At 49.2% G+C, this 23,507-nt stretch carries 21 protein-coding genes; 12 read left to right on the plus strand and 9 right to left on the minus strand.

Annotated features, from left to right (window positions below; all coding sequences use genetic code 11):
- Positions 1 to 2: 2 nt before the first annotated feature.
- Positions 3 to 389: a hypothetical protein gene (locus tag BW974_RS26625; RefSeq protein WP_245800184.1), complete on the minus strand. Its 387-nt coding sequence runs from the start codon at positions 387 to 389 to the stop codon at positions 3 to 5.
- Between BW974_RS26625 and BW974_RS17110 the strand changes: the two genes are divergently transcribed.
- Positions 357 to 2,099, plus strand: a complete 1,743-nt coding sequence (locus BW974_RS17110; protein ID WP_245800181.1) for an alpha/beta hydrolase family protein — start codon at positions 357 to 359, stop codon at positions 2,097 to 2,099. The genes BW974_RS26625 and BW974_RS17110 overlap by 33 nt on opposite strands.
- A 195-nt stretch (positions 2,100 to 2,294) precedes the next feature.
- Here BW974_RS17110 and BW974_RS17115 read toward each other — a convergent pair whose 3' ends face one another.
- The 4 genes from BW974_RS17115 to BW974_RS17135 form a co-directional block, all read right to left on the minus strand.
- Positions 2,295 to 3,383: an ABC transporter permease gene (locus BW974_RS17115; RefSeq protein WP_076431456.1), complete on the minus strand. Its 1,089-nt coding sequence runs from the start codon at positions 3,381 to 3,383 to the stop codon at positions 2,295 to 2,297.
- The gene (locus BW974_RS17120) at positions 3,370 to 4,392 is read right to left on the minus strand and encodes an ABC transporter permease (protein ID WP_076431457.1); all 1,023 of its coding nucleotides are present in this window, start codon (positions 4,390 to 4,392) and stop codon (positions 3,370 to 3,372) included. Before BW974_RS17120 ends, BW974_RS17115 begins: the two co-directional genes overlap by 14 nt.
- A 425-nt stretch (positions 4,393 to 4,817) precedes the next feature.
- Positions 4,818 to 5,213 (minus strand): cupredoxin domain-containing protein, encoded by a 396-nt coding sequence (locus BW974_RS17130; protein ID WP_076431459.1) that lies wholly within the window; start codon positions 5,211 to 5,213, stop codon positions 4,818 to 4,820.
- A gap of 121 nt (positions 5,214 to 5,334) precedes the next feature.
- A complete protein-coding gene (locus BW974_RS17135) occupies positions 5,335 to 7,518 on the minus strand; it encodes an ABC transporter ATP-binding protein (RefSeq protein ID WP_076431460.1) in 2,184 nt (727 codons plus the stop codon).
- Between the two features lie 241 nt (positions 7,519 to 7,759).
- Between BW974_RS17135 and BW974_RS17140 the strand changes: the two genes are divergently transcribed.
- Positions 7,760 to 8,002, plus strand: coding sequence for a hypothetical protein (locus BW974_RS17140; protein ID WP_076431461.1), 243 nt, complete (start codon positions 7,760 to 7,762; stop codon positions 8,000 to 8,002).
- A 246-nt stretch (positions 8,003 to 8,248) separates the two neighbouring features.
- On the opposite strand, the gene BW974_RS17145 is transcribed toward BW974_RS17140, so the two are convergent.
- Positions 8,249 to 10,120 (minus strand): ABC transporter substrate-binding protein, encoded by a 1,872-nt coding sequence (locus BW974_RS17145; RefSeq protein WP_076431462.1) that lies wholly within the window; start codon positions 10,118 to 10,120, stop codon positions 8,249 to 8,251.
- A 470-nt stretch (positions 10,121 to 10,590) separates the two neighbouring features.
- Here BW974_RS17145 and BW974_RS17150 point away from each other — a divergent pair, with 470 nt between their 5' ends.
- Both BW974_RS17150 and BW974_RS17155 read left to right on the plus strand, forming a co-directional pair.
- Positions 10,591 to 10,794, plus strand: coding sequence for a DUF1450 domain-containing protein (locus tag BW974_RS17150; protein WP_076431463.1), 204 nt, complete (start codon positions 10,591 to 10,593; stop codon positions 10,792 to 10,794).
- Positions 10,795 to 12,327: a sulfatase family protein gene (locus tag BW974_RS17155; protein WP_076431464.1), complete on the plus strand. Its 1,533-nt coding sequence runs from the start codon at positions 10,795 to 10,797 to the stop codon at positions 12,325 to 12,327. It abuts the gene before it with no gap.
- A gap of 30 nt (positions 12,328 to 12,357) precedes the next feature.
- Here the strand turns inward: BW974_RS17155 and BW974_RS17160 are convergent, their stop codons facing one another.
- Positions 12,358 to 13,503: a GNAT family N-acetyltransferase gene (locus tag BW974_RS17160; protein ID WP_076431465.1), complete on the minus strand. Its 1,146-nt coding sequence runs from the start codon at positions 13,501 to 13,503 to the stop codon at positions 12,358 to 12,360.
- Between the two features lie 152 nt (positions 13,504 to 13,655).
- Between BW974_RS17160 and BW974_RS17165 the strand changes: the two genes are divergently transcribed.
- On the plus strand, positions 13,656 to 14,624 hold the full coding sequence (locus BW974_RS17165; protein ID WP_076431466.1) for a Gfo/Idh/MocA family protein: 969 nt from the start codon (positions 13,656 to 13,658) through the stop codon (positions 14,622 to 14,624).
- 64 nt (positions 14,625 to 14,688) lie between these two features.
- On the opposite strand, the gene BW974_RS17170 is transcribed toward BW974_RS17165, so the two are convergent.
- Entirely contained in the window at positions 14,689 to 15,579 is an 891-nt protein-coding gene (locus BW974_RS17170; protein WP_076431467.1) for a Gfo/Idh/MocA family protein, read from the minus strand.
- Between the two features lie 112 nt (positions 15,580 to 15,691).
- Here BW974_RS17170 and BW974_RS17175 point away from each other — a divergent pair, with 112 nt between their 5' ends.
- From BW974_RS17175 to BW974_RS17195, 6 genes are all read left to right on the plus strand, one after another.
- Positions 15,692 to 16,759, plus strand: a complete 1,068-nt coding sequence (locus BW974_RS17175; protein WP_076431468.1) for a Gfo/Idh/MocA family protein — start codon at positions 15,692 to 15,694, stop codon at positions 16,757 to 16,759.
- Between the two features lie 67 nt (positions 16,760 to 16,826).
- Positions 16,827 to 17,699, plus strand: a complete 873-nt coding sequence (locus BW974_RS17180) for a sugar phosphate isomerase/epimerase family protein (RefSeq protein ID WP_076431469.1) — start codon at positions 16,827 to 16,829, stop codon at positions 17,697 to 17,699.
- 375 nt (positions 17,700 to 18,074) lie between these two features.
- On the plus strand, positions 18,075 to 18,272 hold the full coding sequence (locus BW974_RS27245; protein ID WP_175609730.1) for a winged helix-turn-helix transcriptional regulator: 198 nt from the start codon (positions 18,075 to 18,077) through the stop codon (positions 18,270 to 18,272).
- Positions 18,211 to 18,516, plus strand: a complete 306-nt coding sequence (locus BW974_RS27250) for an IclR family transcriptional regulator domain-containing protein (RefSeq protein WP_076431470.1) — start codon at positions 18,211 to 18,213, stop codon at positions 18,514 to 18,516. The genes BW974_RS27245 and BW974_RS27250 overlap by 62 nt, the downstream gene beginning before the upstream one ends.
- A gap of 528 nt (positions 18,517 to 19,044) precedes the next feature.
- A complete protein-coding gene (locus BW974_RS17190; RefSeq protein ID WP_076431626.1) occupies positions 19,045 to 19,779 on the plus strand; it encodes a fumarylacetoacetate hydrolase family protein in 735 nt (244 codons plus the stop codon).
- Between the two features lie 65 nt (positions 19,780 to 19,844).
- Positions 19,845 to 21,062: an Nramp family divalent metal transporter gene (locus BW974_RS17195; RefSeq protein WP_076431471.1), complete on the plus strand. Its 1,218-nt coding sequence runs from the start codon at positions 19,845 to 19,847 to the stop codon at positions 21,060 to 21,062.
- A 78-nt stretch (positions 21,063 to 21,140) separates the two neighbouring features.
- Here BW974_RS17195 and BW974_RS17200 read toward each other — a convergent pair whose 3' ends face one another.
- The gene (locus BW974_RS17200; protein ID WP_076431472.1) at positions 21,141 to 21,902 is read right to left on the minus strand and encodes a sugar phosphate isomerase/epimerase family protein; all 762 of its coding nucleotides are present in this window, start codon (positions 21,900 to 21,902) and stop codon (positions 21,141 to 21,143) included.
- Positions 21,903 to 22,011: 109 nt separating this feature from the next.
- Here BW974_RS17200 and BW974_RS17205 point away from each other — a divergent pair, with 109 nt between their 5' ends.
- On the plus strand, positions 22,012 to 23,457 hold the full coding sequence (locus BW974_RS17205) for an enolase-like domain-containing protein (RefSeq protein ID WP_076431473.1): 1,446 nt from the start codon (positions 22,012 to 22,014) through the stop codon (positions 23,455 to 23,457).
- Positions 23,458 to 23,507 lie beyond the last annotated feature (50 nt).

Below are 23,507 nucleotides of genomic sequence, written 5' to 3' on the forward strand. Positions count from 1 at the left end.
CGTCAGGTTATCTCCGTTGTGACGAATAGGAAAAAAATCAACGCCAAGCTATCCATTAAGGTTATATCGGATAGATTCATTGTTTGTAACAATCGATGAAGAGATTTCAGCGAAATGTCGATGGGTTCTACGATGTCGAGAATCAGCTTCCACGATATCTCCGTGAAATCGCTGAAGACCAGTTCGAACAGGCTCGCGCCGAGCGCCGAGAAATCGATAGCCAGCAGGCCGCCACCGAACATAGAAAGCGGGTAAAATCGGATTTTATTGATGCTATCGGAGGGCTCCCAGAGGAACGATGTAATTTGAACGCACAACGGACGGGTCGGCTTATCCGAGACGGGTATGAAATCGAAATGGTCCTCTTCGAGAGTCTCCCGGGTTTCCACGTGTCTGCCAACATTTACCTGCCTCAGAGCGATGTTGCGGGTGGTAGCAACAAGTATCCAGGCGTTCTATTTTTCTGCGGCCACTCGGATCTCGGAAAAGGGTCACACCTTTATCAGCAGGTTTGTATCGACTTGGTTCGGAATGGGTTCGTTGTTCTGGCAATCGACCCGCTTGGACAGGGTGAGCGTCATCAGTTCTATGACCCGAAGACTGGAGAAATCCCACGACGAAACACAACTGAACATACCTATTTCAATCAACAGTGTGCCTTCGCCGGAGGGAATGTCGCACGATATATGATCTGGGACGGGATTCGCGCACTCGATTATCTCACGAACAGACCGGAAGTCGACTCAGAACGGGTCGGCGTTACCGGGAATTCGGGCGGTGGCTTACAGACTGCTTATCTCATGCTGGTGGACGACCGTATCGACGCAGCAGTTCCGTGTTGTTTCATCACCTCAAAGGAAGAGTACATGAAAACCGGGCAAGGACAGGATGGTGAGCAAATACTCTATCGAGCCATCGATCGCGGGCCACGCTACGACGACTTCCTATCCGCGTTTGCTCCGAAACCGGTTCTCGTGGGTGCTGCTCAATCAGACTTTCTCTGTGTCGAGGGTGCGCACCGATCATACGAGCGTGCACGCTCCGTCTACGGCCACTATGGTCGTCAAGAAGCAATCGACATCACGATAGCTGACGATACGCATGGTTTCAGCCCGCATTTGCGGGAGGGGGCAGTAAACTGGTTTCGGGAACATCTTCAGGACAGAGCACCTGACTTTCAAACAGGATCGCCCCGGACACAAGACCCGGAAGATCTCTGGTGTACTGCGGCGGGAGAGGTTCGCGCTGAATTTCACGACGAAACGACGGCCACAGATTTGATTCGTTCCTACATCAGCACGAGAACGCCTGACACGGGATCGACATCAGAAATAACCGATATCGACCGATATACGGATGAGATGCGCAAGACGGTTGTGAAGCAATTCGATCTCAACCGCCATCGACCCACCCTCTATCCACGTCATTACGATAAAGAGACAGTAGATGGTGTCACGTGGGAAAAAGTGTTCTTCAGGAGCGAATGTGACCCGACGGTGATCGTGACGGGAATCGAGGCTCGAGTAGAGGATGAGGACGTTGATACCCCCCTTGTTCTGCTGTATGAACACGGCACCGACGAAGTCGAAGCCCGAGAATCGGAAATCAAGGATCTGGTCACAGAGCATGGTTTCGTGCTGGCGTTCGATCCGAGAGGCGTTGGGGCAGTACGAGCACGTGATGTCAACACACCACTGATGAATGGTGGCAACTATGACGACTACCACGGAACAAAGGACAAGTTGACATCTGATGCGATAATGCTGGGGACATCACTTGTAGCGTTGCAAGTGTTCGATCTCACCCGAGCTTGTGACTATCTCCGAGATCGATTCGGTACCGATGCTAACCTGGCTATCGAGGGGCACGGTTCGATGGCTGCACATACTTTACTCACCGCCGTCACGACCCCTTCACTACGGACTGTTTCGCTTGTCAACCCTCTGCCATCATTTCGCGAATTGGCTATAACGCGCGAGATGGATATTGATCACGGGCTGACCATCCACGGTATCATCGGTAGGTTCGATATACCACAGCTTCTCCCTGCACTCCACGACCGAGAGATTCGCTGTACTGGTGCAGGTTCGTCCAACTGACGGTGACAAAATACTCTAGATTGTATTTGGTGTCGACGGATAATCACGGCGAATACCTCGGAACGGGGCCAGCGGTAGTTCACTGAACGGTATTGTACGATTCTAGTTGAGACTTTACATGGGTTGAACTGCAATCACCTCTGGCCTGATGAACTAGAGAAGTCTAATTGAATCAAAACAAAAAACAAACACTGCTCAGTCGAGCTGTGGATCCTCTGAATCACCACCGATCGTTTTTGCATGTCGGGCGCGGATGCGTGGATTGAACACTCGATCCATCCCTTGAGCGAACATTGTGAGGCCGAACGACAGTATGATGATGACTGCCATTGGCCAGAAGAGCCAGTAGAAGTGACTGAGGTTAACGAGCGCGTTACCATCCTTGTACGCGGAGTTCATAACAACCCCCCAGTTGAACGTAGTGAAGGGGAGGATTCCAAGGAAGTAAAGACCTACTGACTCGAAAATAACTCGACGAGCGGCGGACGCCGAATTGATGAGGATATATGGCATGAGTTGTGGAACAATATCCTTGCCGAGGATTGATCCACTTGAAATGCCCATCGTGCGTGAGGCTTCGACATAGGATTCCTTGCGTATTGTGAGCACCTGCGAGCGGAGTGCTCTCGCGAGACCTGGCCAATTATCGATAGCTAGGAGGATTCCGACGAGATACGGACTCTTCGGCGGGAAGATTGCTGCGATAACGATGATGAGGGGCAATCCTGGAAGGGTTAAGACGATGTCTGTGATGAACATTAAGAACGCATCAACCTTGCCGCCTTTGTACCCGGCTGTGACGCCGATGATCGTCGCAAGACCTATCGAGACGATAGCCCCCGCGAAAATCATCTTGATCATCGATGGTGTCGCGTGAATGAGCTGTTTTCCGATAGGTTGTCCGATATTACTCGTTCCCAAGGGATTGACGAAGTCGGCGGCACTCAGTCCGAGACCAGGGATGAATGATTCTCCCTCGAATGGTTTGAAGTTGGCAAACGGTGGCTGGTAGACAGGTGCATCGTTCGCATTCGGCTTATCGACGAGTTTTACACCGATGGTTCCGACGAAAAGGAACAGGATGATGATAGTGGATCCGATGCGTGCACGCCAGTCGTGCCACGCGACTCGTCCTGGAGCGAAAACATACCCGTCGAGTATTCGATGGAGTCGGTCACTCCGCGAGAGTGACTGTGACGTTACATCACCACTCAATTTGCCGAATAGCTCCTCGTCAGCGGATTGTCCACCGTCAGTTGCTGTGTCTTGATTAGAACGCTTCATCTTGATCACCAGTGCTTGCTCGTGGGTCAACGATTCCGTATGTGAAGTCTGCGATGAGGATGCCGATAATAGTGATAGTAGTGAAAAAGAGGAACGAACCCATCAGTAGGGGGTAATCCCTCGCTTTTAGAGCGCCGAAAGTAAACCATCCTACGCCAGGATATGTGAATATATACTCTAAAATCACGCTACTACTAAATATTGCTGAGATACCGATCATCAGGTTTGTGTACATCGGAAGAATTGCGTTGCGCGCAACGTATCGCGTCGCGATCCTAGTCGAACTGATCCCTCGAAGGCGTGCAACCCGAAGGTAATCCTCACCGAGGATCCGAACGCTATTCCCACGCATTGAGAGTGCTCGTCCGCCGAAACCAACGATGAAACCCGAGAGGATTGGCAATGCTGCATGTCGGAGGATGCTTATCATAAAAAACACGTTAAATCCTGGATCGAGATCGGTATTATATCGACCACCCGTTGGGAACCATTCCAGATCGTATGCAAAGATGGCCAATAGCACGATCGCTCCAACGTAGTACGGAATAGAGTTGAGGAAAATCGAACCAACGGTCGAGATCTGGTCAAATCGAGATCCTTCCTTGTAAGCCATTACAGCACCGAGCAATATATTCGCGGTATATCCCAGTGCGAGACCGTAAACACTGATGAACACCGACCATGGCATCGCCTCGAACAGAATATCGAACACGGGTTGGCTATACCGGATGGATTCACCGAAATCCTGGTAGAGGATAATGTCCCGAAGGTAGTTTATATATTGAATATAGATTGGTTGATCTGGCATGATACCAGTATATAATTCTACCATCTCATTGATTCGATCGATATTCACTGCTGTACCGGTTGCAGCAGCCTGGCGTATCAATCGATTCTTCATCGCCTGGATCGGCCCACCGGGCATTAGTCGGAAGAGCACAAAGGTGATGCTCACGACGATTATTAATGTCAGGATTGCCTGTGCTGTCCTTCGTAAATAGTATCCCATTGTGTACAATGTTATTTAGTCTCAATAACTCTTATAACTTTTGCCGAGAAGAATCCGAGTTGAATTTCTGTTAGCGCTTACTCAAAAGATTGACCGATACGAATGATATGAATGCAACTTAGTAATCGAAATACGTGACACTTACCGGCACTTGAACACAACAAACCCACTAAACAGGGACAAAACTGAAAGTCCAACGATATTGAATACCGTTACGATGTACGTAGCTGTCCCTGGTTCCAGTTTCAATAGCGAGAAAAGTGAGAACATCAAGACTGCGAAACTGAAGTAAAATACGGTTTTCAACTGTGCCTCATAGTCGCAGATATACTCAAAAAGACTCTTTGAAAATTGCTTGCTCATTATCGTATAATACTACTCAAACAAAATATAATTTTTGGTCAGATTAATCACAGAGTTGTTCTTTATTTAACTGGACTTTGTATTTTTGCATCACCAACCGCGATCTTCATTCGTATTCCTTTGAAATCCTTGGCGGAGCCACCTTCCTTATCAACTACTTTGTAGACCCCTTCGGAGAAAAATTGGTGATGGGTTAGTTGACCTGGCTCGATTTTAACTTCAAAATTCCAATTGGAAGAAGCACTCATTATCACGTGAGTTTTCTCACCACGATTTTCCCACGTTACTGATGATTTCATATCCACCTTAACATTTCTTGGACTGAAGCCATCCTCGGTAATCTTTATACTATTCGTTTCCTTTACTGGGCTACTCCCGAGACATCCAGAAAGACTCGTGATGAATCCTACAGCCGCACCTGTAACTGTGCGAACGAACTCTCGACGGTTTGCTGGCATTAGTATTACTCTCAAACTCACCACTAATGAATCTTCCTTCTAGTTAAAAAAACTCAATATTGGTTCGATTAAACAAAACCACGAGCAACAATATACGAGCTAGTTAAGAAAATACGGAGAATCACTCGGGGTATTCTGTGTCTTCGAGTGGTTCAGAATTCCAATATTCGTGCATCTCATCCTCCCGGAAGCAGGCCGACATGGAGTTAGTATCAGATTGCCTTAATTCCGGAGAGGAGTTCTTACAGGCTTCTCGGGCCTCTGGACACCGAGTATGGAATCGACATCCACTTGGAGGATTTAGCGGATCTGGGACGTCGATTTCACGGACTGGCGGCTCTTGCTTGGCTTCCTCCGCAGCAACGTCGGGGTCCATAGCCGGAGTCGCCCATTTGAGAACTTTCGTATACGGGTGGGATGGATTTCGAAGCACCTCATCAGCAGGTCCGATCTCTACGAGCTCCCCCAAGTACATGATGCCGATACGTCCATTTGACTTCTCTGCGAGATATCGTGCATTTGAGAAGTCATGGGAAATGAATAGATAAGATGTGTCGAAGACGTTTTGCAACTCAAGCATGAGATCCATCATTTCGACTCGAAGCGAGACGTCCAATGCACTTACCGCCTCGTCAGCCAAGATGAGGTCTGGACTCATCAGTAGTGCTCGCAACAACGCAACTCGTTGTTGTTCACCACCGCTGAGTTGGTGCGGGAATCGCGTTGCGTAGTCAGAAGCAGGTTTCATCCCGACTCGCTCGAGGAGATTGTAGATATGTGCTTCTCGTTCTTCGGCATTGATTTCTGGCTTCCACTTCTTCAGTGGCGCCGCAAGGCTCGCAAGTACAGTTCTAGTCGGATTCAACGAGCTGCCGGGATCTTGATGGATTATCTGCAGTGATCGGCGAATTTCTTCATACGAAATATCGACATCGTCACCCCCTTTTTTAGCGTCATTGATATCCTGTCCACGGAACAGTACGCTACCTTCGGTAGGTTGCTGCAGACCGATAGCAGTCTTCCCAAGCGTCGTCTTCCCGCAACCGCTTTCTCCGACTAATGCAACCACTTCGTTCTCTTGGATGTCGAGTGAGACACCGTTTACTGCTTGGACTGTGGTAACATCGTCTGAGAACAGTCGATCTAACAGCCCCGAATCGTCGAATTCGACGCTAACATCATTTAGGGAGGCAACCGTTTCCGACGAAGTGACTCCTGTATCGACCGCCGTTCGGTCCGGGAGCAAGCCATCGCCTTCTTGGGTTAGCGAGTAGGTAACAGCATTATCGGACTCTTCCCAATAGAAACAGGCGGACTGATGACCAGTATCGACAGTTCGATACTCCGGATCGACGTTCGTACATTGCGTGTCGGCAAGTGGACACCGGGGAGCGTACGAACATCCATCCAAATCACTTACCGGATCCGGACTTTCACCTTCGATGGCATGAAGTTCCTCTAATGGGGCATCGATGCTCGGAACGGATTTCAACAGCGCTCGGGTGTATGGATGACTCGCATTTCTGAGAATCTCTTCGCTGGGGCCGTATTCAACGAAATCGAATGCGTACATCACAGCGAGTCGGTTCGAAAGTCCGGCAACCAGCGGTAGGTCGTGAGTGATGAAAACGATGGTTAGATTATAGCGTTCTTGAAGTTTAGCGAGAAGGCGAATGATGGAACGTTGCATCAACAGATCGAGTGCTGCCGTCGGTTCGTCCATAACGAGAACCTCTGGTTCGAGGACGAGGCTCAGCGCGATGAGTACTCGTTGTTGCATTCCGCCACTTAGCTCGTGTGGATACGAGTCGAGTACCCGTTCGGCATCGAGATGCAGATCGGATAGAATCTGCTGTGCGTGTGCCATCCGCTCCTCAAAGTCCGCGTTGTGGGCTTTGATGGTTTCATCGAAGTGATCCTGTATCTTCATCGTTGGGTTGAACGAGCTCATCGCCCCTTGGAAGACCATCGCAACCTCCTCCCATCGGAATTTCTCAAGTTCACCCTCGTTCATCGACAGGATATCAACGGGTTCTCCATTCTCCGGGTAGTAGATGATTTCACCGGTCGTTTTCCCCGGTTCGACGACGGCGTTGAGTAGCGCGGAGGCAAACATCGATTTTCCACTCCCGCTTTCACCGATGACGCCCAGGGTCTCGTCGCGGTAAATCTCCATACTGACTCCGTTGAGAACCTGTGACGTACCACGATCCATATCGAACGACACTTTGACATTACGGAGGTCAAAAACCACATCATTGGATACTGTCCGTTTCTGACTGAATTCGGATTCACTAATCGTCATTGATACTCACTTTAATTCCCGGAGCGTCTCTATTTCGAAACGTGTCCTGGTAGCTCCCAAGAGTCGTTTTGCTCTTGCCATGATTTACTAGACTGAACAAATAGTAATAATCTTTGTCCTTGCTATGAAATTTCAGACATAGTCCCCATTCATCGGTAATTCGAACAAAAAGTGACCATTATAGCGAATCAAGGATTGTGGTCAAAATTTATAAGGTTTGGCGATAAATAGAGCTGTATTCATGGCAGCTATCAAAGAGCCGATATCCCAGAATATGCCACCGAGCGTCGTAACGCTACTCAAAACACTCCGAGGCTCATTCTTACTTTTCGTGGCCGCAATCGGCATCTGCTGCATCCTTTTTGGACTCTTCCTCGAATTCGTACTTGGAGAAGGGGTTCTCGCTGGCATGTTCGGAGTGTGGGGCTTTTCCGCAATGTTAGCTGCCGGGGCTGCTTACGCCGTCCTCTTATATTTGCAATAGCCGATTTGTCCACGGGTAGTTCGACAGGCTGAGCGATATCCAATGAGAAAATTCTACCCAAATCGGTGGAAGAGCGGAGTACTGCGATTGCTCGTCGCTATAGCTGGTGCATAGCGACGAGTAATTGAAAGATTCTCACGCAAGTTTTCTTCGTTCAAACCCGAATAACGCAACCTTCTGGACCGACATTGGGCTTTGTCCAGTGTAAAGGCAAAGCTTGGTGAGACACGTATCCAATTCGAATGGTTATTTTTTCTTCTTGGCTTTGATATTACCACGTTTGACGTTGAAATAGCAAGCACGATACGCTTTCCAATCCTTCGAACCCGTATTCTCGAATTTGAAGTTCTTCGTGTCGCCCCAACTTCCGCTCGCACTCTGATAGAGATCAATCTGTGGAAGGTGGAAATTCCAATACCAAGATAGTTTCTTTGCAATTCGTTGATTCTCCTCGTCGGTTTGAACGCTTTTCCAATTCTGGAACAGTTTGAAGAGGTTAATCCTCTCAGTGGCACCCGAGAGATCTTCCGCACCGACTTTCTTCGGAACCTCTGGCTTCAGCTTCCGACCGATGAACTCCGATCGAGCCTTCCCCTGTTCGAGCCATCGCTTGACTGCACCGGTTTCGCCAAGCTCGTTGCCAAACTGATGGTCGGTTCGGAAGTAATAGTACGGATGGCCTTGTAACGCTCCATGACTGTCGATCGTCATATCGTAGGTTGGTGTCTCGTTATATTTCGACGAGAAGTTGTTCGATGACAAGGTCATGAAGTTGACATTGAATCCAAATTGCTGTAATTGATCCTTCAGAGTCTTCCCGTGCGTTGCATAGCGTGTCTCAACGGCGAATTCGATAGTAGCCTTATCACCATCAGAATCCGTCCAAGTGCCGCTATTTTTGCTATAACCAGCATCACGCATTAGCTTGGAAGCACGACTTTGGTCGTCTTTCGCGGGATACTTGATGTACTTGTTTAGCTGATCTTCACCAACCCATTTCTTTGCCACAGCGGGCGTCAACCCACTCTGCGTGTCGAGAGTGTAGTTTTTCCCTCCGATATTTGTGACGAGATTTTCAGTGTTTATTGCACACGCAATTGCTTGACGAACACGTCGCTTTCGCACGTGCTTTGCGCCGTCTCCTATCAACCCGAAGTTGATCTTTTTCATGAACGTGTCTCGGAACACACCCACGTTCTTGATGTGTTCCGGCCCGATCCCCTTTTCAACCCATTCTGATCTCAGACCGAATCCTAAGTCGAGCTTATCGTCTTTGATTCGCTGAGCGAGCGACTGCTCTTTGGCAACGTTGAGTTGTAGTTTCGAGATGTTGATCTCATCAGCATATGGGTGTTTGTCGAACTTTTCGAGAACCATTTTCTGGCTATCGGCCTTTGTCAATTCGAACGGACCGGTTCCCAGACCTTTTTCTATCACGTCCTTCGTGGGGATTTTGACATCCCTTGCGAGATCCTCTTTGAGTTTTTCCCGCTCGGACTGCTTGGAGACATCTTGGAACTTTTCGACCCACGGCTTGTACGTCTCACGGAACCCACGAACGTTAGTGCCAAGATACCCGCCGAGGTTATATTTCAGGATTTGAGGATTTTGTGGATCCTTATGATACCGTTTGAGCGTATACTCATCTGGCATCTCTAGTTTCTTCAAGTCGCTCCCTTCTGGATCCATGAGGCGGGCCAACTCCTCGAAGTAGTATTTGTCCGCTGCTTTCACCGGTTTTCCGTTCCACCAATGCCAGTTCTTCTGGAATTTGATCGTGGTTACCTGATTGTTGGCATCGTACGACCAGTCGTCAAGCATCGAAGTCTTCACACTACCATCGGCAAAGAAGCGAACGACCGGTTCACAGACAATCCAGGCCGTCGTCCAAGGGTAGTTCGTTGCCCATGGGTTCCAGGTCATTCGGGTTGGCAACCGTGAAATCCATGTGTCGATACCGGATTCCATGACCGCACCGCCGTCTTTATTGTCATTATCACTGCCAGAACAACCAGCCAGTCCACCTGCTGCAGCTGCTGAACTAACCGCCAACAGCTGTCGTCGCGACAGATTTTCGGCGATATTCGTAGCGCTATGTGGTTTGCTACTCTTTGCCATTACAGTTGTTCATTAATCTCTATGTCTTATATAATTTGCTACTAGAACACATTTCTTTGATGAGTAGAATCCATGGAACATATACAGTAGTAATATCCCTCGTTATGCTACTTCGATTCTCGAGTTAGTTGAGTCGCCAATTAGAGTCACGTAAAATGTGGTCCTTTCTATTCCAACAGTTTCTTGACTCCACACCTATCCATCTCCGCAGTCATTTCATTTACTGTTGGTAGTCATACCGGCGAACGCGACCGGTGGGCAGGGAAATAAGCGCCGGTGTGTATTGTACTACCTGTTCAGCCGTCTCTGTACAGCCAGTAGTTAAGTGGCATCGACTCAAGCTGATCGAGTCACTCGAGCATGGTTGTTATTTTCACTATTTATTACGACGTTTAAAATATACGACTAATTAACATGGTTTGCTACCCCAGTATTTATTAAAGCTTACGTCAAATTTCTCATATACGAAAATGATCGAATACTGCTTGAGCAACATCGACGAGGAAGTTCGGTGTCAGCTAAACCACGCAGATGTAGAGACGACCGAATACACTTGCTTAGAACACTGTGGAATCTGTTACGCACGTCCGTTTCTGCTGGCCGATGGGCGAATTAAGGAAGGTCAGAATCACGAGGAGATATTCAACAATCTCGAGAAAGTCGAGGTGGAATAGATGAACGTACTGTTCATCTCAATCGATAGCCTTCGACGTGATTTTCTTAATACATATCGTGAGACTCCTGCTGTCGTTGACTACGACATTAATACCGAAAATCTCGACCGATTTGCTCAAAAGGCGACCGTATTCGATACCCACTACGCCGGTAGCTTACCCTGTATGCCTGCTCGTCGAGAATGGCAGACAGGGATACAAGAGTTTCTTTGGCGACCCTGGGGGCCGATCGAACCGTTCGATACGCCGCTCCCCCAGGCTCTCAGGGAGAACGGAACGCTAACTCAATTGATCACCGACCACTATCACTATTTTCAGCATGGGAGCAACGGCTACTACGAGGATTACAATGGATTCTCATTCATCCGTGGTCACGAAATCGATGCATGGCAGACAGCACCACGTGAGCCAGATGAGCAGTTGAGTGAACAGCTCTCTGATGCGGGAACCGACCATCCTGATTCGCTTCGATTCATCAATCGTATTCAGTACGCACGGAACGTAGCTTCGTTTGACTCCGAAGCGGACTTCTTTGCTCCAAAGGTGTTCTCGAAAGTTTCCAACTGGCTTGAACGTAACCGCGACTGGGATTCGTGGTATCTCAACGTCGATAGCTTCGATGTTCATGAGCCGTTCCACTGTCCAGAACCATACGCATCGATGTACACGGATGAAGATCCACAAGATAGTGACATACCGGTTTGGCCTCACTACGGCCGAGTTGACGAAGGCCAGAGCGCGCTCACAGACCGTGAGCTCGACTTTGTACGCTCTCAATTCGCCGGCAAGGTGACGATGGCTGACCGATGGTTTGGAAGAGTGCTCGACACACTTGATGAACAAAACCTGTGGGATGAGACGATGGTGGTTGTCACCTCTGATCACGGATTCCTCCTCGGCGATCATGGTTGGGTTGGGAAAAATGACTCGCCACTGTACGATGTGCTTGCAAGGACACCACTCATGATTTGGCACCCTGATAGTCCACGGATGGGTGACCGGATTTCAGCACTCACTTCAGCCGTCGATCTTTACGCGACAGTTCTCGACGCCTTTGACGTTGACATTCCGGTACAAACCCACAGTAGGAATCTACTGCCATTACTGATGGACGAAACGGATCACCATCGTGACTGGGCACTGTACGGATATTGGGGTGCGTCTGTAAACGTTACTGATGGCACGTATACCTATCACCATCCGTGTAATGCCGACATTCCCACGGACTGCTACTCAACATCGATGATGAACTCACGCTCATGGTTTACACCAGTCACACCGAAACGAGACGCAGATGTCGGCTCATACCTCCCATACACCGAGTCACCAGTATGGCGGTATGCCGGAAAATCGTACGAACAGCATACTCGACCGTTGCTATACAATGTACAGAACGATTCGCGGCAACAGACGAATCTCGCTGGTGATTCGATTCAAGTAGAAACTGAAATGCGTGAGTTGTTGCACAAGGCAATGGCTGAACTTGGGGCTCCAAAATCACAGTACCACCGGCTGGGAATCACGTCGGATTGATTGTATGGCGTATTTCTGAATGAGAGGAACTCACACTTGCTCAGTTTTCCAGATGAAGAACTCCAGAGGCATCACCGCTGCTAAAAACGGGTACCGATCTTTGAGTTCTCGCTGTCGATCGTGAAACCCAAACAGAAGTGCAACCATATCTTGGCGGGTTAGTTGGAGTTCGGGTTCATCGGTAACTGCGTTGGTCTCGACGTGGTTCTGCGAATATGAAATTCGAACAGCATCATCTGTATCCTGGATACCGAGTGTGAGCGTCCCGTCTCCTTCAACATCAAACGTTTTCCATCGACGCTCCATTTGCCCGCTAAAGCGGTCTAGCGTTGCCTCTAAATCACAGATTTTCACGTTCCGATGATTGTTTAGGCTCCACACACGGCTGTGCCGACGGAAGGTTGTATTCAGGGGATGTCGGGGTGGAGTAACTACTTTGAGGTTGTTGATGTCATAGGATCCAAAGATGTATGCCAGCAGGGTTTCGATACCCCGCTCGGAACCACCAAACTCGGAAATCGTCCGCGAACGACTTTCACGAGAGAGACTCACGTATGCAGCGTCGTCATCATGCATGTACAGGAGCGTTTCAAGACCACGTTGCCCGAACACGGTGCAACTTTCTTCGAGACTCCGCTTCACTCGATATATTTCTTCGCTGTGAAGTCCGCGAAGGAACGTGAGTTGTTCGTCGCTGCCGGTATAGGTCGCGATACGGTCAGGATCGAGGTCAGTCCCGGAAAAGGAGCGGTCGTGAATCTTGTATTGGAACTCCCGACCAGCCGCTTCCCAGCCGAAGTGACTGTATCGTTGTCTATTCCCACTCAACTCAGCAAGTGGAACTCCCTGTTCTTCCATTCTGTCGAACCAAAACTCGAGTAGCTGACTCATATATCCGTTCCCTCGATGTCGGCGATGGGTTGCGACACCTCCGAAACCCCAACATTCGATCTTCTCGTCTCCAATCACCAGCGTCTGTGGGAAAGCGCCTACATGGCTGATGATTTGCCCATCGACTCGGATAATTGCATGATTGTCTATCCGAGAGCAGTCATAGCTATACGGGAGCCGGGCAGCCATGCCGCCTTGTTCGTAACTGAAATATCGGTCGAGAAGTTCCATCATTTCAGGAAATTCTTCCGTAGTTGCGAATCGAGGGCCATCAATGTCAGTCATTGTTCGTTGGTCGTAAATAGTGATTTTAGTACAAAAGCTTTGTTAACAATGCTCTCGCACCGTCATTAAATACATTTGTCACGACAGTCATCGAAACGTCCTTTCGGCGACGGCGGTAAATTTAATTCGCCTCGTTACGAGGAACTACCACAATGGACGTTGCATGTATTGGTGCCGGAGTAATGGCATCACGTCTCCTCGAAGCAGTAGACGACATCGACGACTGTACCCTCGTTGCAGTCTGTGACATCGATGAAAACAAAGCAAAAGAAGAAGCAGAGCCCCGAAATGCATTGGTTTATACCGATCATGAGTCGATGTTCGCGGGACTGGAGTTGGATGCACTAATCATTGCGATACCATCATTCGCTCACACCGACCAAGCAATCAAAGCCGCACAACAAGACATCGATTTGTTCGTCGAAAAACCCGTTGCACGGAGAAAGGAGAAGGCCCAGGAGATACGAGACGCCATCGAAACGACCGGAGTCCTTTCTCAGACTGGATATCTCTTCAGATATGCGGATATCACAGAGCGTGCGAAAGAACTCATTGGTAACCGGACGATTGGACTGATGGAAGGACGATACTGGGGCACAATTCCTGGTCGTCCATGGGGACAGAAGAAGGAGAACTCCGGCGGGGGGAACGTCCAACTTTCGACGCATCTATTCGACATCATGCGCTATTTTGGTGGAGAGGTACGCTCCATAGCCACATACGGGAACCAGCGGGTACGAGACGAAATAGATTTTGAGGATGTGAACTCCTCCAGTATGGAACACGTGAATGGAACCATTAGCCATGTCTCGACCAGCTGCATTACACCCGTCCGAACTGACGTCAATCTGATTGGTGACGGGTTCAGGCTCCAACTCGACTACAGCGCGGGGATGCTGTCGGGAGAAGTTGACGGTGAGCCGATTCAGTACGATGGAGAGAATACGAATCATGCTATTACCAAAGAAGTTCGGACATTCGTGGACGCGGTCAAAGAAGATGATCCAAGCTACATTCGGACCGACTATGCAGACGGTACGAAAACGCTCGAACTTACACTCGCAGCGAATGAGTCTCTGGAGACCGGCAACCCCGTAGTTCTCCATGACCGTCTTCCCTGAAGATTTGACCGCAATTCTCCCCTGGGAGAAGCTGAAGGCAATAAACCCCCACCAGTGTTGTAAATCAGTAGTATGGTTCGTACTCCGCGAGAAATGCATCTCCATCCCGGCATATCTCGGTGAGTACATCGCTATCAGGAGTGACTTTTTGACCAGTTTCGATAGCTGCTTCGGTACCTAAGAGTAATGTCGCCGAATCGATGAGCCGCTGGGTGTCATCGCGTTCGCCCGTCACGACTGCGTGAAACGAGTCGATGAATGGGGCGTACATTTTTTCAAGCGAATCTTCGCTGCTCTCAATTTCGATGACACGTGTCTGTTTGCCAATATCCAACAGTCCAAACGTTGCGTCTGCTGGACATCCGTCGAATTGAAGAGTCGCATGCGTGGCGTTCTCAAAACCAATATCGACCAGTGTCCCACCTGAATCGGATGGCTGTATTTCAGTCCAGTTCGAGCTGGCAAAGAGGCGAACGGTGTCAATTAGATGAACTCGATAATAGAAATAGTCGTTGTAGCCCGCTCCAAAGAGTGTTCGACCCATCTCTCCGTGTGGAAGGGAAGCAATCGTCGGGTGAAACGGGACAGCAGAACCACCGAATAATGGGGCTTGCTGAGCCGCAGATTCGATTGCCGTAATATCCTCATACTGTCCAGCCAGTGGCTTGTCAATAAACGTTGGGATACCTGCTTCGAGAAATCGAGTTGCAAGTGGACGGTGAGTCTCCCAATTGACTGTGAGTACCATCGCTGCATCGATGTGTGGAACCATCTCATCCAGATTATGAAAATGGAGCGCATCGTATTTCGAAGCAAATGTTTCCGTGTATGCTCGATCGCGAACCGAATTGGTATCCCAGACCCCGTTTATCGTCATTTTGTGGCTTTCGTCAATGACTTGCGCAAATGCCTCTGCGTGGCTCGTGTCGAGCCCAATAATACCGATGTCTAGCATGTCTGTAGTCTTATCTCACAAGATGAGGATATAAAACTCACCTTTGACAAAATAATATGTCACACTAATTATAAGAAGATTGAAATATCTATACAAAAATCAATGAGTACCAATGACCCACACAAGGGTAGCATTTATCGGTACTGGCCCAGACCCTGAGAATCCGGATTGGGGAACAAGCGCGGCGATGGCATATCTCCATGCAGATGCCTATGACGCACTCGATAACTGTTCGCTCATCGCATGCGCGGATCTTGTTCGGAGTCACGCAGAAACGTTTGCTGATCGATTTGACATTCATGAGCAGCACGTCTATGAAGATTACATGGCCATGCTCCGCGACGTAGAACCGGACATTGTCAGCGTGTGCACACCAGTACCGACGCATGCGGATATCGTCGTCAACTGTGCCGAGAGTGAAACACTGCGTGCGATCCATTGTGAAAAACCGATGGCAGACACGTTCGGCGATTGCAGGCGAATGGTAGACGTATGTGAGGACCACGGTATCCAGTTGACATTTAATCACCAGCGACGATTTAGTGCCGCATATACCGAGGCAAAGCGACGCATAGAGGAAGGCGAAATCGGAACCGTCGAGCGGTTTGAAATCGGAGGGAAGAACCTCTTTGATTTCGGTAGTCATCTGATCGACGTTTGTACTGGCTTGAACAGCGAACAAAAACCAGAATGGGCACTGTGTCAAGTCGACTACAGCGTTGAAAACATCCGATACGGATCACATAACGAAAATCAGGCGCTCGCGATGTGGGAATACGATAATGGAGTTCACGCTCTTCTCTCAACGGGATCCGGAGCGGAGATGATCGATTGTTTCGTCCGCATCCACGGATCCGAAGGTACCCTCGAACTCTGGCCATCGGGTAAGCACGACATACGTATAAAACGGGATGGCGACGCAGAACCTGAGGAAATCGACTGCGAAGACGAAACGCGCCCGATTTTCGGTGCAATCGAAGATGTAATTTCGAGCCTTGACGTGGATACGCCACCAGACCTCCACGCTAAAAGCGTACTGATAGCGAACGAAATCATCTTCGCGTGCTGGGAATCCGTTCGGCGTCGTGGTCGAGTCGAATTTCCGCTCAATATCGAAGATAATCCACTCCATGCGATGGTCGAGTCCGGCGATCTTGATCCGAAGCCGGCCGAGGAATAAGTCCCTTCATGCATATCGCGGAAAGGTTCAAGGTAATTGATCAACCAATAATGATTGACTGGATAAAATGAAGACGACTATCTTCACCAAAGTATTCGGAGAACGGCGTTTAGACGACATCATTGATATCGCCGCAGACTGCAACTACGATGCAGTTGAGTTAATGGGTCGAGAGCCACATTTCGGCGTTGAGACCAGCGACGAACGAGCACGAGATCTCAAGACACAACTCGATGAAAACGACCTCGAGGTATCGTGCTTGGCAACCTATACGGGGAAGTATATCGGGAAAAGCGAGGAGGACTGTGAAAAAACGCTACGCAAACTGACCCGTTTCCTTGAATTGGCGGAGATCATGGGGTGCCCGCGGATACGCCACGGGCCGGGGGGACCGCCATCTCGCAAGGCTACCGACGAAGAGTATCAAGTCGGTGCAAAGTGGATGCGCCGTGCAGCAGATGTCGCTGCTGAGTACAATACAACGCTTCTTATCGAAATTCACTCGAATAGGATTGTCGAATCAGCAACGGATGCAGAACGGATGTTGTCGCTGATCGACCGTGATAACGTTGGAATCATCCACGATGCTGGGAACATGTATATCTCGGACGTTGAATATGGACGCAAGTCTGTTGCCCAGCTCGGAGACGCACTTCAGCACGTTCATGTCAAAGACGAGCTTCGTCGTGCTGATTCGATTTATCCGGGTTGTTTTGAGCTAGAAACAAAGCGCGGTGACGAACTGTTCGAGCCCCGCCTCCTCGGAACGGGCGAGGTTGACCATGGCCCCCTTTTTGAAGCGCTCGCTGAACGTGGCTACGATGGGTACGTTACAGCAGAGTGTCACCGACCGGCCGATGATGAGATGGACGCAGTAGCGATTGCACGACACGAGCGCGCCGAAATAGAACGGTTGTGGGAACAAGCACAAACCGGGTGATTTCTTTCACATCGGTATCACATTGCCAACTATTCCGTGAAACCTCGTACCCCATTCGATTGCACTCTTGATACTGTCTGCGTGTTCAATGGCACTCGTCTCGGTTTGAAACGTGATGAAGGCTTCACCGTCCCTCTACCGAATCCATACCTCTCTCCCAATATATTCGTTCTGAAGGATTTTATATAGAAATATTGGGGTAAAAAATCAGGTTCCTTCGTTCTCCGCTCCTATTGGGTGGGTCTAGATGGTGGGGCAATTACGCTGAATTCGTAATACTGCGCGAAAGCAAGTTTCGACAGGGGTTTCTCTCGTCTAGGGCAAGCCAACATTGAGATGTATAGTCACACAATGAAGTTGAGAGACTTAATTACGATGGGAGAAGCGAAGAATTTGGTAAAGGCAGTACAGACAGGACTGAAAATTATCGAAGCACTCCAGGAAAATCGGTGTATGGGCGTTACAGAACTTGCAGACCAACTGAACGTGACCAAAGGTACGATCAGCGGAGGTGAGAGAAGCGCTCATCGAAGCGCTGGAATTTACGAAACACACAGAACATACGATCTCTAATCGAGACCAACTGCGAGAGGAGCTCATACAAGTGCGAGACCAAGGGATGGCGTTTAACAGGGAGGAAACCACCGCTGGCCTTGCTGGGACTGGAGCACCTGTTCGTACACAAAAAGAATGTGTGTACGGTGCGGTCAGTATAATAGGCCCAACGAGCCAAATGACTGGCGACCGTCTTGATGAAGTTTCGGAGATGATCCATCACACCGTCAACGTGATCGAAATAAACGCGACCTCGATCTGAAGAACGGTCCTGTTTGGCAATACTAAACGGGCGTTCTCTCTTCAGGACATTTTTAGACATGTGAATCAGTCGTCCGGCTAAGAATTACAGATGAGGATGTGTAATGCTTAGTCATTATCGAAATGATTATCGTTTGAGTGTACCAAACAAATTCATGACCATCTTTGCCATGATAGAGGGCATCATTTACAAATTGCCGCGTTTCATCCGCACTCATGCCTTGAGAACCGACGAATTCTCCTTACCATCGAGTTGGTTGTCTGGCCGTCAAGTAGTCCAGCCGTTAACGAACTGTTTGCAATCGATAAACACCGTAGTGGTAACATAATGACTCGAAAATGCGTGTCAATTTCGATGGTAATCCATGTTTAGCAAGACTTTACAACCACCACCGACCTCGGGAAATATTAGCATCCTCTGGATGAATTTCCCGAATTAACCCTTTTCTTTCTCATTATTTCTAACTAGGATTCACGGGTTGCCGAAACCAAAACTTCGTTATGCTTCCCAACAAACGCTATGCTGGCTATGCGAACAGTACGATTTCGTGACGAGACGGGTATCGCCAGAACCGGAGAATTAGCCGATGAAACCATCAAATCGGGTACTAAAACATATGATTTCAAAGCCATCGATATCTTGCCCCCCTGTGAACCCACGAAGGTCATCTGCCAAGCCGGGGGCTACATGGACCACCGAGAAGAATCCGGATTTGAGGATCTGCCAGAACGTCCAGAGCTCTTTTTGAAGGGGCCAAACTCCGTTTCTGGCCATGGTGACGCTATCGAATTGCCACCCGGGAAAGATCTCGTCGAATTCGAAGCTGAATTTGGTATCATCATTGGTCGACAATGTCGTGAAGTTGCTGCGGATGAAGCGATGGACTACGTCGATGGATTCACTTGCGTGAACGATATCTCTAATCGAGATGACCAAGAACTAGAGCGGAATTGGGTTCGCGGCAAAGCCTTTGATGGCTCACTCCCAATGGGACCAGTCATTGCAACGCCGGATGAAGTTCCCTCAGATGCAACCTTGACACTTCGTCATAACGGCGAGGTGAAACAAGAGACATCCCGAGAGATGATGATATTCTCGGTTGCAGAGTTGGTTTCCGATGTATCGCGGCTCATTACTCTAGAGCCAGGTGATATAATTGCATCGGGAACACCATATGGCCCCGATGCTCTCGCCGCCGGAGATGTGGTCGAAGTCGAATTCGAAGGCGTTGGAACCCTTCGGAATCATGTGATAGAACGGTAGTAATACACCCCACGATAGTTATGTTTTGAAGAAGATATTAATAATATCAATAACAACAACGAGGTATGCCATCAACTGCATCGATTTCCGGACGATTGCGAGCGATTGGACCGGCACTCGTTCTCGCGGCGGTCGTGGTCGGACCTGGAAGTATCACCTTGAGTACAATCGCTGGCGGAACCTACGGGTATCAGTTACTGTGGATACCTATCGCTGCCACTGCATTCATGATTACGTATACGTGGATGGCCGCACGGATCGGCGTCGTTACAGGTGAAACTCTGTTTCAAGCGACACGAAACAAATACGGTGAGAGAACTGCCCAGATTGGCGGATTATTTGGGTTTCTCACAATTTTAGCGTTTCAGGCAGGGAACAATGCTGGGATTGGCTTTGCGTCAGCTGCACTATTTGGCGGTGAGCCTCAACTGTGGGCAGGGGTCTTTACGGTCGCCGCAGCAGGGTTTCTATGGCTCCCTGATCTATACGAAAAAATCGAAACACTCGTGAAAATCGTGGTTGGTGTTATGTTGGTCTCGTTTGTCGGGTCGCTCGCACTCGTCGGTGTCGATTTCGGCCAAGCAGTCAGCGGATTGGTGCCTGCCTTCCCAAATCGATCGGCTATTTTTCTCGGACTTGGTTTAGCCGCTACGAACTTCTCCATTGCGGCAGCCGTCTACCAGACCCATCTGATGGCAGAGAAAGACTGGGATGTCGACCAGTTGACCGAAGAAGGGTTTGATAGTATTATTGGAATAGCGATACTTGGGCTTATCGTGATGGTCATTCTACTCACGAGCGCGGCCGTCATTTACGGCACGTCCAAATCCGCGTTCTCGGCACAGGGGATGGCCACTCAACTCCGTCCAGTAGCTGGATCCGGTGCCTTCTATCTCTTCTTGACGGGATTTTTCTTTGCGAGTCTCTCTTCGTTAGTGGTCAATGCGCTCATCGGTGCGACACTGTTAGTTGACGGCTTCGGATATGGATCGTCAATGGAGTCACGTCCGGTCAAGCTTTGGACGATGGTCGCAATGGGGATCGGATTAGCCGTCGTCCTGATCGCTGGCGAATCACCCGTTGAACTACTCCGGGCGGCCCAAGCACTTGCAATCGTAGCGTTTCCCTTGCTTGGATTCCTCGTGCTCTCGATTGCCCGCGACGAAGCTCTGATGGGCGAGTATGCTAACAGCCTCACCGTCGATATAATCGGATTCCTTGGCTATCTGGCCATTATCGGCATTGTACTCAACTATCTCCGAGAGGTCGCGTCGTTTCTCTGATTGAACTCTTGCTCCGTATTCTCGTTGTGAACACAGCAATTTCGGTACGGATGGAAACGTAACGGCTTACAACAAGTGTTAGATTCCGACTGAGCGAAGATATTCGAGATCTTCTTTGATTGCTGTCGTGTATTCAGTATCCGATCGGACGAATTCGACATTCACATACCCATCGAACCCGGCTGCCTGAAATATCTCGAGACATCCTTCAATATCGAAGAACGCGTCTTCTAATGCACATCGAGTATTTCGTCCGGACGACGACACTGCTTGAGTATGGATATTGTTACTCATGGAAGCAAGCTCTCGTGCTTCCATGAGAATTGTATCAGCCTCCATTCCGAACAGTGGCTGCCAATTGAGGCCACAGTTCGGTTCATCGACTGTCTTAATCAGTCGTTGAGCACCTTCGGTGGCGTTCGTTAGCGTTCCTTCGTGTTTCTCGACAGTAACGCCGATATTTCGATCCGATGCAGCGGTCGCCAGTTCTTGAAGATCGGTGACCACCTGATTCCAATGCGCTGAATCGTGGTTGCCATATTCCTGATCACCTGCCCAGACACGGATAAGGTCGGCATTGAGGTCGGCAGCGATTGCCAGTTCGTTCGCATACGCATCGTCGAATTCTGATGTTCCTGGCCGTAAGTATGAGCCATAAACAGGGATTTCAAGGCCGAGTTTCTCAGTTTCTTGCCGAACTGTTTGTGGTGATTTGCCCGATCTATCAACGTGGCCGTTTCCCCAAATTTCGACCCCGTCGTAGCCAGCGGACGATGCCCGTGACAGGACGGTTTCGACACTCGTTTCTTTGTCGGATATCGTGCAAAGACCGATGTGCATACAGAGTGATTTCGAGTCAACTATAAAAATATTTGTTCAGAAATTATTCCGTCACGCTATTTAGACAAGCAGGGGATGATTTATTATTTTTTAGTCTAATTCTATTAGTATGGCAATCGCAATCACGGAGACTGAGCTGTACGTCCTCAATCTACGCCGTCGGATGACGTTTCACTTCGGTAACGTTCATGTGACCGAAGGACCACAAATTCTCGTCGCACTATCTGTCGATGTTGATGGGAGCGAAACACAGGGATTGAGCATGGGTGCCCTCGCCCCGATGTGGTTTCACAAAAATCCCGAGATGACGCTCGATGATGGTATTGAAGGAATGTTGGAAGTATTCGAAGCCACCTGCGAACAGGCAAACGGCATGGCTTCTCAGCCGACCGTATTCTCCCTCTGGAACGCACTGTTCGAACGAGTCGGCAGTTGGGCTGAGACTACCGATCATCCAGCATTACTTTGGAGTTATGGGGTTAGTCTTGTTGAACAGGCACTGATTGATGCATTTTGTCGGGCGAAAGGAACGACATTTCCTCATGTCGTTCATAAAAACACCCTTGGTATCGAGTTGGGGTCGATTTACGAGGAATTGGAGGGGTACGAACCGACCGACCTCCTGCCAGAAACGCCTCGGCAAAATATTGCAATCCGGCACACAGTCGGATTGAGTGACCCGCTAACAAGTGAGGATATTTCGGCTGAAAGTCGACTCGATGATGGTCTTCCGCAGTCGCTTTCCGAGTACGTGGAACAGCAGGGTGTGAATCATTTCAAAATCAAACTCGCTGCAACATCGAGTGACTCGGGCCGGTTGCAACGAATTCACACACTTCTTGAAGAAAGTTCACTTGATGAGTATGCCTTTTCACTCGACGCAAACGAACAATACGAGAGTGTCGCGGAGTTCCGTCAACAGTGGGAAAAAATGCAGGCAGACCCGAATCTCACAACGTTCTTGGAGAATCTATTGTATGTCGAACAACCACTGCCACGTGACCAGGCGTTCAGCGACGAAACTCGCTCTGCGTTCGACGCGTGGGCGGAGTGCCCGCCCGTCATCATCGACGAATCAGACGACCACCTTACGAGTCTGCTGACGGCGCTCGACTGTGGATACGCCGGAACGAGTCATAAAAATTGTAAGGGCGTGATCAAAGGCCTTGTAAACCGATGTCTCGTTGAACGTCGCCGTCAGACCACCGACGGTACGTATCTGATGAGTGGTGAAGACCTCACGACGCTCGGCCCCGTTGAATTACAGGAAGATCTCGCCGTGATGGCCACTTTCGGCATGGAACACGTGGAACGAAATGGTCACCACTACTATCGTGGTCTCGATATGTTCCCGGATGACGTTCAAAACCAGATTCTCATGAACCATGGTGATCTGTATCACCCCCATTCAAACGGATTCGCCGCACTTGATATTCAAAACGGACAGGTGCGCTTGGACTCGGTTCTCGAAGCACCGTTCGGGTATGATATCGATCTTGACCTCTCACAGTTTACGACCCTAGATGAGTGGGAAATTGACTCGATATACGAATAGTCGGTCGTCATACAAAACCATGTGAGAATTTTGTTTAATTGTTGAACTGT

It is taken from the genome of Haladaptatus litoreus (genome assembly GCF_900156425.1).
Lineage (GTDB): Archaea > Halobacteriota > Halobacteria > Halobacteriales > Haladaptataceae > Haladaptatus > Haladaptatus litoreus.